General features: G+C 57.5%; 9 protein-coding genes. 7 read left to right on the top strand and 2 right to left on the bottom strand.

Features of this window, described 5'->3' with window-relative positions; translation table 11 throughout:
- Positions 1–111: 111 nt before the first annotated feature.
- The gene (locus HOC_RS17600) at positions 112–1236 is read left to right on the top strand and encodes an endo-1,4-beta-xylanase (protein ID WP_035541039.1); all 1125 of its coding nucleotides are present in this window, start codon (positions 112–114) and stop codon (positions 1234–1236) included.
- A 140-nt stretch (positions 1237–1376) separates the two neighbouring features.
- Positions 1377–2423: a LacI family DNA-binding transcriptional regulator gene (locus tag HOC_RS17595; protein WP_035541037.1), complete on the top strand. Its 1047-nt coding sequence runs from the start codon at positions 1377–1379 to the stop codon at positions 2421–2423.
- Between the two features lie 97 nt (positions 2424–2520).
- Here HOC_RS17595 and HOC_RS17590 read toward each other — a convergent pair whose 3' ends face one another.
- Positions 2521–3945, bottom strand: a complete 1425-nt coding sequence (locus HOC_RS17590; RefSeq protein ID WP_051625054.1) for a sugar porter family MFS transporter — start codon at positions 3943–3945, stop codon at positions 2521–2523.
- A 350-nt stretch (positions 3946–4295) separates the two neighbouring features.
- Between HOC_RS17590 and xylB the strand changes: the two genes are divergently transcribed.
- The 4 genes from xylB to HOC_RS17570 are packed head-to-tail and all read left to right on the top strand — an operon-like array spanning position 4296 to position 9745.
- The gene (gene xylB / locus HOC_RS17585; protein WP_035541035.1) at positions 4296–5759 is read left to right on the top strand and encodes a xylulokinase; all 1464 of its coding nucleotides are present in this window, start codon (positions 4296–4298) and stop codon (positions 5757–5759) included.
- Complete coding sequence (gene xylA / locus HOC_RS17580; RefSeq protein WP_418887243.1) at positions 5752–7095, top strand: xylose isomerase; 1344 nt, start codon at positions 5752–5754, stop codon at positions 7093–7095. The genes xylB and xylA overlap by 8 nt, the downstream gene beginning before the upstream one ends.
- 9 nt (positions 7096–7104) lie before the next feature.
- A complete protein-coding gene (fsa, locus tag HOC_RS17575) occupies positions 7105–7755 on the top strand; it encodes a fructose-6-phosphate aldolase (RefSeq protein WP_035541033.1) in 651 nt (216 codons plus the stop codon).
- A 43-nt stretch (positions 7756–7798) separates the two neighbouring features.
- A complete protein-coding gene (locus HOC_RS17570; protein WP_035541031.1) occupies positions 7799–9745 on the top strand; it encodes a sialate O-acetylesterase in 1947 nt (648 codons plus the stop codon).
- A gap of 52 nt (positions 9746–9797) precedes the next feature.
- Here HOC_RS17570 and HOC_RS17565 read toward each other — a convergent pair whose 3' ends face one another.
- Entirely contained in the window at positions 9798–12503 is a 2706-nt protein-coding gene (locus tag HOC_RS17565; protein ID WP_051625051.1) for a glycoside hydrolase family 3 C-terminal domain-containing protein, read from the bottom strand.
- 343 nt (positions 12504–12846) lie between these two features.
- On the opposite strand from HOC_RS17565, the gene HOC_RS17560 reads away from it, so the two are divergent.
- Positions 12847–14014 (top strand): TonB-dependent receptor plug domain-containing protein (locus tag HOC_RS17560; RefSeq protein ID WP_206741602.1); only part of this gene is annotated, 1168 nt, incomplete at its 3' end.

The following is a 14014-nucleotide window of genomic DNA, read 5'->3' as shown; positions in this document are numbered from 1 at the left end:
TCCCGGTCGCCTATGGACGTATCGATCCGGGGAATGATAGCGTTACCATAATAAGTGGACCGGCACGGCGTCAACTCGGCCTGTCTCAAGAAAAATCATGGGAGGACCAGCATGTCCAAAATCTCTCGCCGCGAGTGGCTTGCATTGGCAGGGGCTTCATCCGCCGTCGGATTGAGTGGATGCGCGACGACGACCAGCGCGCACCCCGAAACACAACCGCTTCAAACGCTTGCCGCCGCAAAGGGCATGCGATTTGGATCTGCCATGAACGCCGGTCAGTTGAACGATGCCCGCTACCGGGAAATCATGTTGCGAGAGTGCTCCACGATGGTCGCGGAGAATGAGTTCAAATGGTATTCTGTCTACCCAGCACCGGATGTTGTGAATTTTGAACCTGCCGACCGCCTCTTTGCCTTTGCCGGCGAAAATGGGCTCACAATGCGAGGCCACACCCTTCTCTGGCACCGAGAGCAATACTCACCGCGATGGGTCAACGATCTGGAATTCTCGAGCGCATCGGAAACAGCCGACTTTGTTGAAGAGAAGGTCGCCCGCATCGTCGACCGTTACGGTCAGGGCATCTACGCCTGGGACGTCGTAAACGAGGCGATTGATGACGAGACGGGCGTATTTCGGGAGACCTCGCTGAGCGCCAAGATGGGCGAAGGTCTGATCGACCATGCCTTCCACGTTGCCAAGGCCCACGCACCTCACGCGAGGCTCGTCTATAATGACTTCATGAGCTGGGAAACGACCAGCACCGCCCACCGTGCGGGCGTGCTGCGGTTTCTTGAGCGCCTTCTGTCTCGCGATGTGCCGCTCGATGGCCTAGGGATTCAGAGCCATTCGAATTACGAAATGCCGGATGAGTACACGACAGCGAAGCAGCGCGAATGGGTTGCCTTTTGCGACGAAGTCGCAGGCATGGGGCTCGAAATGTATATCACGGAGTTCGACGTGAACGATACGCAGCTGAAGCCCGACATTGGCTATCGCGATGCGTTGATCGCTAGCTACACACGCGACTATTTTGACTTGATGCTGTCCTATCCCCAGGTCAAAGAGGTGCTCGCCTGGGGGATGGTGGACGACCAGAACTGGCTTCAGGGTTTCCTTCCGCGCTCCGACGGTGTGCTCAAGCGCCCGACCTTGTACGATAAGGACTACAAGCCAAAAGCCGTTCGAAACGCCTTGGCTTCTGCTTTCGCAGCTGCACCTTACAGGCAGCCGATATAGGTCGCGGCACTGAAAATACAGGTATAATCTTGTATTTTTCGCAGGTTTGGCATCCAAAAGTTCATCAATTGCGAGGAGAATAACCTTGCCAACTCAGTCTTCGGATAGTTAGAGGCTGAGGCCCCCATAGTGGGAAATGGATGGATAATATTGCAGTGAACAAGCCTCAGCCGATCACGATCAAGGAAGTTGCCGAGGAAGCCGGCGTCTCGCAGATGACGGTTTCGCGCGTTCTCAACAAACAAAAACTGGTCAAGGAATCGACCCGTTTGAAGGTTGAGGCCGCCATCGCCGCCTTGAACTACCGCCCGAATTTGATGGCCCGGAGCCTGGCAGGCGGTAAGTCAAAGCTGATTGGTCTCGCCTATTACAACCCGAGCCCCAGCTATCTCAGCGCCCTTCTGGTCAGCGCCCTCAAACGGTGCCGCGACCTGGGCCACCACCTTGTCATTGAAGACCTGTCCGATATCGAGGGTGATCTCGACACATCCCTCATTGTGAAGCGCTTGAGCTCGATCCGTCTCAATGGGCTGATCCTAGCGCCGCCGCTGAGCAACAATCTGACGCTCCTCGGCCTGTTGAAGGAAATGGGTATTCCTGTCGTAGCGCTCAGCTTTCGGGATGAGGAATCGGTCCATTCCAGTGTCGCCTTCGACGACGTCGCTGCAGCATTCGAGATGACGGAACTGCTGATCGCCAAGGGCCACCGCCGTATTGGATTCATTCGTGGACCTGTTGAGCATCCTTCGAGCCTCCAGCGTCAAGCCGGTTTCGAGAAGGCATTGGAGAAGCACGGTATCCCCGTGGATCAGAGCCTGATGTTTCAGGGGGACTTCACGTTCGTGTCGGGCCTTGAGCTGGCCAGCAAGATGCTGGACACCACCTCGCCTCCGACCGCCGTGTTCGCAAGCAACGACGATATGGCGGCAGGGATCAGCGCGGGCGCCCAACGTCGCGGACTGAAAATCCCGTCCGAACTGTCGATTGTCGGCTTCGATGACACGGCGATTGCCGCTGCCATCTGGCCCCGCTTGACCACCGTGCGCCAGCCCATCGCGGAAATGGCGCAGAATGCGGTCGATATCATTTCGGAAATCACCAGCCGGACATGGAATGGTGAGCAATTGCACGTGACCATCGATGCAATTGAGATTGTTGAGCGCGAAAGCCTGACAGAGCCGAAATAGCAGCGTTTGCCCCAAGCGGGTGCCCTGACTTTCCCCAGACATGAAAAAGGCAGGCGAGCCTCAACTCGCCTGCCTTTCATGAATGCTGCAGCGCTGCCTAGCTCTGCATGTCTTCCAGTTCCTTGCCCTTGGTTTCGCGAACGGCCCAGACGACGAAGCCGATCGAGATGAACGCAAATATGGCGTAGATACCGTAGGCGCCTGTCAGGCCGATGGCCGCGCTTCCCAGCATCATCGGGAAGGTCCAGGTGATCAGGAAGTTCGCCACCCACTGGAAGAAGCCCGCAACCGCAAGGCCGGAACCACGGATCTGGTTGGGGAACATCTCACCCAGCGACACCCACATGACGGGGCCCCACGAGCCATTGAAGAAGGCCACATAGGCATTTGCCGCCAGAAGCGCGATCAGGCCGATACTGCCGGGCAAGCTGACCTGGCCATCCACCAGCCGCGCCTGCGAGAAGCAGAAGACGAGCACGGAAAGCGAAACAGCCATGCCTATCGAGCCGACGAAAAGCAACGGCTTGCGCCCGATACGGTCGATCAGGGCGAGGGCTACGATGACGGCCAGAATAGAGACGGCGCCGGAGATCACGTTGATCAGAAGCGCGTCGCCTTCCGAGAAGCCGACAGCCTGCCAGAGCACAGCGCCATAATAGAAGACGACGTTGATACCGACCAGTTGCTGGAAGGTGGCTAGACCGATACCGATCCACACGATGGGCCGCAGGAATGTGCCCTTTGCCAGCACGTCAGACATGCGCGGCTTGTGATCATCAACCGCGAGCGACCGCTCGATCTCGCTGACTTTCTGCGGCGCGCGGCGAGCACCGCCGATACGCGCGAGTACGCTCTCGGCCTTTTCCGAACTACCTTTGACCACGAGGAATCGTGGGCTTTCCGGGATGAACAGAAGCGCAACAAGGAAGAAGGTCGCCGGCAGGAGTTCGACCCAGAACATCCAGCGCCAGGCTTCAAAACCGAAAAGCCATTCGTTGAGGGACGACCCGGCCGAACCGGCGATCAGGTAGTTGCTGAGGAACGCCACGAAGAGGCCACTGATGATGGCAACCTGCTGGATGGATGAGAGACGCCCGCGAAACCGAGCCGGCGCGATCTCTGAAATATAGGCCGGCGACATAACACTCGCGGCGCCCACCGCAAGACCGCCAATGATACGGAAGATTACGAATTCGAACGAGCTGTGTGCAAAGCCTGACCCCCAGGCGCTGACGATGAAGAAGATCGATGCGACGATCATCATGGTACGGCGCCCGAACGTGTCAGACAGGCGCCCCGCGAGGGCGGCGCCCGCAGCGCAGCCGAGCAGCATGGAGGCCACATTGAAACCCGTGCCGACCTCTTCTGAATTGAAGGCGGAGCGTAGGCCATCGACGGTGCCGTTGATGACACCGCTGTCAAATCCGAACAGGAAGCCCCCGATCGTTGCCACGCAACTGATCAGCAGTACAAATGCGAAGTCACCTTCGAATTTTCCCGGTGTGATTGTCGTATCAGTCATTTTGCCTCCCTTGGCATTCCGCGGAATCAAGTCCGTCTTATCGTCTTGATGAATCAAAACCCCATAATGTTAGGGCTACCATTATCAACGCTAACTCAGCCTGCGCAATCCGCAAAGCGATTTAAAAAAAGCCGTGGTCTGTCGTGTTTGCGACGGCATGAACACGCCAAAGCTCTATCGGAGTTTCCCTCTCCCGACGAGTAGAGTGCCCTCGAACTGCCATTTTGTCATCTGAACTCAAGAAAAAATGCCGGCCCATCTTGTCGGGCGCGACCTCTGATGTTAGCGGTATCATATAATAATAAAAAACACCTGTCCGCACAGACGGACGGCCAGAGGGAACGGTATTCGTGTATTTGGGAATTGATATCGGCACATCGAGCGTGAAGGCGCTCCTGCTTGACGATGCAGGAAACGTTGTCGGCACAAGCAGCGCCGAAATACCGATATCGCGCCCCCGTCCCCTTTGGTCAGAGCAGAAGCCATCCGACTGGTGGACGGCGACCAACATGGCCGTCGCCGGACTTGATGTGAACAAGCGACACAAGGTGCGTGCAGTTGGCCTCTCCGGTCAGATGCATGGCGCGACGCTGCTCGACAAGTCGCTGACGCCACTCAGGCCGGCTATTTTGTGGAATGACGGCCGAAGCATTCTTGAGAGTGCTGAACTGCAATCGCGCGAGCCTGACTTCGTTACCAAGGGCGGCAACATCGTCATGCCCGGCTTCACGGCGCCGAAGCTCGAATGGGTTCGTCAACACGAACCGGATGTCTTTGCCAAAATACATAAAGTTCTGCTGCCCAAGGATTATGTCCGTCTGCGCATGACGGGTGAAATTGCATCCGACATGTCTGACTCAGCCGGTACGCTGTGGATGGATGTCGCGAAACGTCGCTGGCATGCCCCCTTGCTCGCGGCCTGCGGACTGTCGGAAGACCAGATGCCGACGCTGTATGAAGGCCCTGAAGAAACCGGCATCCTTCGACAGGAGGCCGCTGAAGCCTGGGGCATGGACCGCGTGCCTGTCGTGGCAGGGGGCGGTGACAATGCGGCGGGCGCAGTCGGCGTCGGCGTAGTGGACGAAGGCGATGCCTTGCTCTCCCTCGGAACGTCGGGAGTGATCTTCGTCGCCGGCAACAAGTTTCGTTCAAACCCCGGCTCTGCGGCACATGCCTTTTGTCATGCCCTGCCCGATCGCTGGCATCTTATGTCGGTCATGTTGAGCGCCGCCAGCTGTCTCGATTGGGCATGCCGCGCCACAGGCACAAAGAACGCTGAAATACTCATCGAAAAGGCCGAACAGGACGGCACGATCGCCGGACAGGAGGTTTTCCTCCCCTACCTGTCAGGTGAACGTACCCCGCATAACAATCCTTATGCGAGCGGCGTCCTGTTCGGTCTCACGCATGACACTGGCGCAGCCCAGATCGCCCAGGCTGTGCTCGAGGGTGTGGCTTTCGGGATGGCCGATGGCCTGGACGCGTTGCTGGCATGTGGAATCGATATCAAGTCCATCTCCGTCATCGGCGGCGGCTCGCAATCGGTCTATTGGGGACGCATTCTCGCAGCGGTCCTGAAGCGGCCTCTGTTCTACCGCGACGGCGCGTCCAGCGGGCCTGCACTCGGCGCAGCCCGGCTGGCCCGGTATTCCCAAAACCCGATGTCCTACGAGGATGCGTTCGGCGCCCCTGCGACGACCAACGTCATCGAACCACACGACGCCGACATGGATCGGCTCGAAACCAAGCGCAAAAAATTTACGCGCCTTTATGGGGCGCTCTCAGATGAATTTACAGGAGCTTCGAATGGCTGACACAGATAGAATGACGCTTAAGGATCCGGTCTTCGGTGACATCGCCCCAATCAAGTTTGAGGGCCCCGACAGCGAGAACACGCTCGCTTATCGCTACTATAATAAAGACCAGATGGTGCTTGGGAAGCGTATGGAAGACCACCTGCGTATGGCAGTGTGCTATTGGCACACCTTCTGCTGGGATGGCTTCGACATTTTCGGCGCAGGCACGTTTGATCGCCCATGGCAGAACTCCGCCAATGACCGGAGCGCTGCTGACGCGAAGATGGCAGCGGCTTTTGAATTCTTCACGAAACTGGGGCTTCCCTATTACTGCTTCCATGATGTGGACGTGACCGAAGCCTCCGCTACGCCGGACGAACTCTCGAGCAATTTCAAGCGCGCAAGCGACCGACTTGGCACTTACCAGGAAGAGACCGGCGTCAAACTGCTCTGGGGCACCGCGAACCTTTTCAGCCACCCGCGCTACGCCGCTGGTGGCCTGACCAATCCTGATCCGGAAGTGGCGGCCTGCGCCGTGCGCCAGATACGTGATTGCCTTGAGGCGACGCATCGTCTGGGCGGCGAGAATTATGTCCTCTGGGGTGGCCGTGAAGGCTATGACACGCTTCTGAATACAGACCTGACGCGCGAGCTTGAGAATTTCGGTCGCTTCCTGTCGATGGTTGTCGAGCACAAGCACAAGATCGGCTTCAAGGGTAAAATCCTGATCGAACCCAAGCCGCACGAGCCGATGTACCATCAGTACGACTTCGATACGGCCACGATTTACGGTTTCCTTTCGCGGTTTGGCCTGCTCGGCGAAGTACACGTCAACATCGAGCCGAACCACGCGACGCTGTCTGGCCACAGCTTCGCGCATGAAGTTGCCACGGCTGTTTCGCTCGACATGATGGGCTCTATCGATATCAACTCTGGCAACTACCAGAATGGATGGGATACGGACCAGTTCAACCTGGACGTTCGTGACATCACACTGGCGCTGGTGGAGCTCCTCCCATCGGGCGGACTCGACACAGGCGGCTTCAACTTTGATGCCAAGGTGCGACGCCAAAGCAACGATCTTGCCGATCTGTTCCACGGCCATATCGGTGGCGCAGATGCCCTCGCCCGGGCGCTGCTGGCTGCAGCGGACCTGATCGAGCGTGGCGAAATCAACGATCTGAAAGAGAAGCGCTACAGCGGCTGGAATGGGTCACTCGGCAAGAAGATGCTCGCCGAAGGCGCTTCGCTGGCCTCCATTGCGGATCAGGCCGCCTCCGATAGCCTTAACGGGAAGCATAGCTCGGGTCGGCAAGAGTACCTTGAAAACCTTGTCGCCCGCAGCATCAAATAGGGTCTACCCATGCAATTTTTTGTCGATACAGCTGACCTTGATGCCATCGCGGAACTCAACGCGCTTGGTCTCGTGGATGGCGTAACTACCAATCCCAGCCTCATCAAGAAATCAGGCCGGGACTTCAAGGAAACGATTGCCGAGATTTGTGGCATCGTATCCGGGCCCGTCAGCGCAGAGGTTATTGCAGTTGATGCGGAAGGAATGTTGCAGCAGGGCCGCAAGCTCGCGGCGATCGCGCATAATGTGGTTGTCAAACTGCCATTGACCCTGGCCGGATTGCAGGTGTGCAAGACGCTGTCCGATGAGGGCACGCAAACCAATGTGACGCTCTGCTTTTCAGCGAACCAGGCTCTTCTCGCGGCCAAGGCTGGCGCAACCTATATCTCTCCTTTCATCGGGCGGCTCGACGACATCCATGTCGATGGACTGGACCTTATTCGGGAAATCCGCACGATCTATGACAACTACATGTTCGACACGCAGATACTTGCCGCGTCGATCCGTGGTCCACTCCATGTAAAGGAATGCGCCTTGATTGGCGCGGATGTGATGACGGCGCCGCCGAATGTCATCAGCGCGCTGGCCGATCATGTGCTGACGGCAAAAGGTCTGGAAACATTTCTGGCCGACGCCAAAACGGCCGGGATCACGATCTAGAAAAATCGACACCCTCTGCCTGAAAGAACGGAGAGAGCACGATATGACCGTCAGATCCCGGATTATTGGCGTTTTGTTGGGCTCTGCGGCGATCTTGCCCTGGCTGCATCAACCGGCATTTTCCGAACCAGTGCTCAGCGGGCCTGTGATGAATTCGGCTGTCGTCCAGCGTGAGAGGGTCATTCCACTGCATGGATCTGCGGCAGCAGGCTCGCAAGTCTCTATCGAGATCGCGGGCGTGAGCCTATCGACCCGGGCAGATCAGAGTGGCGCGTGGCAGGCCGAGTTGCCAGAGATGGCGGCCGGTGGACCCTATAAATTGTCGATTCGGGACTCTTCAGGCACTTCCACGTACGAAAACATACTCGTTGGCGACGTCATCCTGTGCTCGGGCCAGTCGAACATGGAATTCCCGGTTTACAGGACGCTCAATCCAGACCGCGTGATTGCCGAAGCAAACAACCCAAACCTACGGCTGATGACAATTCCGCAGGTCACGAGCATCACACCTCTCGAGATGCTGCCGGAAGGCGCGATTTGGGAGAATACAACGCCGGAGACCGTCAGGGATTTTTCGGCTGTTTGCTATCTTTCAGGCGCGGATTTGCAGGAGCATCGCGGAGTCCCGGTCGGCCTGATTGATGCCTCCTGGGGTGGCTCGCAGATTGAGTCTTGGCTCTCGGCGGCCGATCTCGAAAAGATCGGCGGATTTTCTGCGCAACTCCACCAACTGTCTCTCTACGCCCGCGACAAGCACGCAGCGATGATGGCTTATGGCGAAGAATGGGAACGCTGGTGGCGGGCCGCTTATGAGGACGGCGCGACATGGACTGATTCCGGCGAAGGCGCGGGATGGAAACCTGCGCCAGCCGAAATGGCCGACTGGCAGACCTATGAAGACCGGGACATGAAGGGTCATCTTGGCCGCGTCTGGTTCTCCAAGTCTTTCACACTTTCAAAAACACAGGCGCGCAAGGCCGGTGCCTTGTCCCTTGGCCTGTTCGACGATACGGATGCGACCTGGATCAATGGCCGCTTCCTCGGTTCGACCTCCAGCTGGACGGACAACAGAACCTATGAAGTGCCCGCCTCTTTCCTGAAGGCCGGGAAGAACACCATCATCGTCAATGTGCGCAACACCTACGGGCCAGGCGGAATGATGGGGCCGGCTGATGTGGTCAGCCTGCAACTGGACTCTGGAGAGACCCTCCCGCTTGGCACGGACTGGTCATACAAAGTCATCAGCGAGGATAAAGCCGGCGGACCGCAGCCGCCGTGGGAATCGGTGAGCGGGCACACGACGATCCACAATGCCATGACCGCGCCGCTCGCTGGCTACCCGATGGGCGGAGCGATCTGGTATCAAGGGGAAAGCAATACGGACCGGGGCGGACAATACCAGGCCCTACTCACGCAATTGATCGCCCGCTGGCGGCAAGACTTTGGCGCGGAACTGCCTGTCGTAGTCGTGCAGTTGCCAGGCTATGGAGCACTGCCTGACAAGGCAGGACCGTCGGGTTGGTCTGATGTGCGGGAAGCAGAGCGCAGGGTCGCACTCAAGGATTCCCTCACCGGCTTGGCCGTAACGATTGATGCCGGCGACAGGACGGATATTCACCCCCCGAACAAGCAGCTCGTGGCGGAGCGGGTGACCGATGTATTCAATGTGCTCGATGGAAGCGAAAACGGATTTGCAGACGGCATTGCGCCGTCTATCGCGACGCGGCGCCAAGGGACGATCACGATGGAGATGCCAACAGACGGTTTCAAGATTATCGGATCTGACAGGCCAATAGCATTTCAGACTTGCGATACATCCGGCAGTTGCAAATGGGCCGAGGCAAAGCTGAATGGCAAGACAATCACGATCAACATTCCTGCCAACATGGAGCCTGTGGAGGTTCGCTACTGCTGGGGTGATGCGCCTCTATGCAACCTGTTCTCGGCTAAGGATGTGCCAGTCGCGCCCTTTAGCCTCGCGGTGGATTGAGCATGGTGTCTCCCGCCCCATTGGGGAGCGGGAGTGCCCCATATGCCCCGCATTATTCCCGTGCGAAGTTGACCTCGGTTGAGACTGCGCCATCTTCAGTCATATAGCCTGGCTGCCCGCCACCAACGGAAAGTGTTGCTGACATACCAGCCGGTGCGATCAGTTTTCCGGCATCGTCAAAATAACCAAGCCGCTCAGGCGACAGGTCAAATGTAACGCGCTGGCTCTCACCTGGGGCCAGATCAACCACATCAAAAGCAACGAGTTCTACACGCGGCGTGGAAGCGTTAGGACGACTGTTGAGCTGGATGTAGGCCTGCACAACTTCGCGCCCTGCACGGTCTCCTGTATTCGTCACCATGACAGAGACAGGCATTGCATCACCGCCATCAGGATTTTCAGGCACTGAGATGTCGGAATACTTGAACGTTGTGTAGCTCAAGCCGTAACCGAACGGATAGAGCGGTTCGCCCTCGTAATACTTATAGGTCCGGTTCTTCATCGAGTAATCGTCAAAGGCAGGCATACCTTCGAGCGATTTGTAGAAGGTGACAGGCAAGCGGCCAGAAGGACTGTATTCGCCCCAGAGAAGGTCAGCGATCGCCACGCCTGCCTTTTCGCCAGGATAGAAGGCCTGGACAATCGCCGGCAGATTCTCGTCTTCCCAGTTGAGTGCCATAGCGCTACCGGAGAAGTTGACCAGAACGACTGGCTTGCTGGTAGCGTGGAGCTTTTTCAGCAGGTCTTCCTGGACCTGAGGCAACTTGAGATCAGTCCGGTCTCCACCGAGAAAACCATCAATCTTGACGCTCATCTCCTCGCCCTCAAGATCGGCATCAATCCCGCCGAAGAACAACACTACATCGGCGTCCTTGGCAGCCTCTAGCGCCTCCCCGGCCCAGTCACGGGATGTATTCACCCATGAAAGCTTTGCTGTGGGTTCGATCGTGTTGACCGGCCAGTCCCGCACCGCGTTCAGCGTATATTCGACCGGGTAGGCCTCGCCAGCCTTCATCTCGATTGGACCATCCGTGATATTCTTGCCGTCAACCGTAGCCTCGGACATTCTCGGGACCCCAAAGCTGTAGGCACCATCGGTTTCCGGAACGATGAAGCCCGTCCAGACAATCACAAATTCGTCGGCCACCTCGCCGTTGATAGGCGAGGTTTTCCAGTGGTGGTCGATCTGCGCGTCGACTGTCACCGACACCGGATCGCCCTCACCCGTACGGTTGTGCCAACTCGTCATCGTCAGGCCGGGCTGCAGATCTCCGTTCTCGTCGAGGTGCTTGAAAACGCCCGCCTCGACCGGCTTCCTGTTGCCGAATACGTTGCCAGCCAGCGCGGAGCCGGGCGCATAGACGACATTCCCGGCGCCAGCCTTGGCGATCACGCCCTCAAGGGCCGTGACAGGTGCGGTCGGATAACCGAAATAGTTCGCGACCAATGTCAGCTCATTATCGGCGTTCGGGCCGATCACGGCGACCTTTGTGCCCTCTTTGAGCGGAAGAATTCCATCATTTTTAAGGAGCACGAGCGAATCACGCGCCGCTTCCGCTGATAAGGACAGGTTCTTCTCGCTCGCAACGACGCTGAAGGGAATCTCGGAATACGGAACTTCCTTGTCGAACTCGCCGAGGCGGAATCGCGCTGTGAAGAGCCGCGTGACGGCCTTGTCGATTGTTGCCTCATCAATCAGGCCAAGCGCGACGGCTTCCGGAAGCGCATCCATCTTGTTGCCTTCGCCGTCGCCGCAATTCAGGTCGGTGCCCATTTTGACTGACAGCGCTGCGGCTTCAGCTCGTGTGGCGACATAGTTGTGCGCGTAATCATAATAGAAGTCGCCGATCGCGCCACAATCGGACACGACATATCCATCGAAACCCAGTTCTCCGCGGAGGATGTCGACCATCAGCTCCTCGCTGCCGCAGGCTGGTGCGCCGCGGAAGGCGTTGTAGGCGCACATGACAGAGGCAACCTGGGTGTTATCGAATGCAGCCTTAAACGCGCCGAGATAGGTTTCGTGGAGGTCCGCTTCGGTCGGATTATAGTCGTCAGAGTGGCGGGTCGTTTCGGGACCAGAGTGGACGGCGAAATGTTTCACGGTTGCAACGGCTTTCAGGTATTTCTTGTCGTCACCCTGAATGCCATTGACGAAATTCGTCGCCATCCTACCGGTGAGGAATGGATCCTCTCCATAAGTCTCCTGCCCGCGTCCCCAGCGCGGATCGCGGAAAATGTTTATGTTTGGCGACCAGAAGGTCAGGTCCGTATACATCTCGTATACGCCTTGCCTGGCGAAATTATTATGCTTGGCGCGGCCTTCATCCGAGATCGCAGTCGCAACATTGAGCATGAGATCTTCATCCCATGTCGCCGCAAGGCCTATCGCTTGCGGGAAAACAGTCGCTTCGCCTGCACGCGCAACTCCATGCAGCGCCTCGTTCCACCAATTGTGTTTGCGAATGCCAAGACGCTCGATCGGCGTTGCCTTGTCATACATTTGCTCAGATTTTTCCTTGAGAGTCAGTCGACCCACGAGGTCGGCAGCACGTGCTTCGGCGCTTAGGGACGGATCCTGAAAAGGATACTCATAAACGGGTGCTGTAGGCGTGCTATCGCTGAGCTCTGTCGTTACATCATCAGCATTTACAGCTTGCTCAGATATGCCTGCGCATGCGGCGACTCCTGCAATCAGAGCAGCGATTGCTACCGTTTCCCGAAACCGAATAGTCTTTGATCTGACTGATGTGCGCATGTGTACTCCTCCGCATATGGGAGATGTCGCATCGTGCGCATCTCCACTTGTCTGGCCATCTTTGTTGCACGCTAACATAGCGTTCGCCAAGTCTTTTCAAGACCCAAAGCGGCTTCAACAAAATGCAAATCCCGCAACGCTTGGTTTTCGCCCTTAGCGCGAGGTGTTGCCAATACGACACACTTTTTGGACTTCGCTAAGATTTTCGTTACGGCCTATTGATAGCGCAAACATTTCGTGGTCGCATCAACTCAGGCATGAAGACCGGCGTTTCGGGCCATGACCCAATTAAACAAGTTCGGCGCATCGTGGGATGACGTCGACGCTCAGAGGGAGGAAGTCTATGACCTTTACCAAGGAACAAGTCGTGGTGCGCGATAAGCGCACCCCCAAGTGGACCGCCCTGCTCTGCGGCGTTTCCGCTGTGTCGCTCATCAGCGCCATGCCGGCATCGGCGCAGGAAGCAGTAGAGGAAGAGTCCCGCCAGGAAGTTGTGGTGGTTCAAGGTATTCGCGGCTCTCTTGAGCGCGCGATGGATCTCAAGCGTGAATCCAATGGCGTTCTCGACGCCATTTCGGCCGAAGACATCGGCAAGTTCCCTGACACCAACCTCGCTGAATCGCTTCAGCGTATCACCGGTGTGTCGATCGACCGCTCGAACGGTGAGGGCTCCAAGATAACGGTCCGCGGCTTCGGTCCGGACTTCAACCTCGTAACGCTGAATGGTCGCACGCTGCCCACGGCCGACATCGGCGTGATCGGCGAGCGCGGCAACTATGGTGCCGGCGGCGACCGCTCGTTCGACTTCTCCAATCTTGCCTCCGAAGGCGTGAGCGCTCTGGAAGTCTACAAGACCGGCCAGGCCATCCTGCCATCGGGCGGTATCGGCGCAACGATCAATATCCGGACACGTCGTCCGCTTGACACACCAGGCTTCCAGGCATCCGCCGGCGTCAAGGTGCTGAATGACACAAGCAACGAAAACGGCGACGATTACACGCCTGAACTGACAGGCCTCGCGAGCTGGACCGATAATAGCGAACGCTTTGGCGTGGGTGTTTTCGGATCCTATTCGAAACGCGATTCCGGCGCGCCTACACAGCAGGTCAATGACTGGCTCGTGTTCGACCCCGCTGTAGACGGAGAGTTCGGAGACAGCAGCTATGTGCGTGGCGACGGGTCTACAGTCGTCACCAACGCGCCAAAAGATGGCCAGCTCTATGCTATCCCTCAGGACAGCCGGTATGATTTCTCGGATATCTCGCGGGAGCGGATCAATGGTCAATTGGTCCTTCAATTCCGCCCGATGGACAACCTGACCCTGACAGGCGACGTCACCTACGCCCAGAACAAATCGGAAGAAGACCGGTTTGAGCAGACCAACTGGTTTGCGACACCTTTCGACCAGATCACCTTCGACAATGATGGCCCTGTGGCAACGGCTGTTTTCCTCCAGGAAAACAATAACGGCACGAAGGATATTTGGTCTGCCTCCCGAAAAGTGGTCCGTT

The sequence above is a fragment of the Hyphomonas oceanitis SCH89 genome (assembly GCF_000685295.1).
GTDB lineage: Bacteria > Pseudomonadota > Alphaproteobacteria > Caulobacterales > Hyphomonadaceae > Hyphomonas > Hyphomonas oceanitis.
Note: the sequence above shows the minus strand (reverse complement) of the source record. Positions and strands in the feature narration are given on the sequence as shown.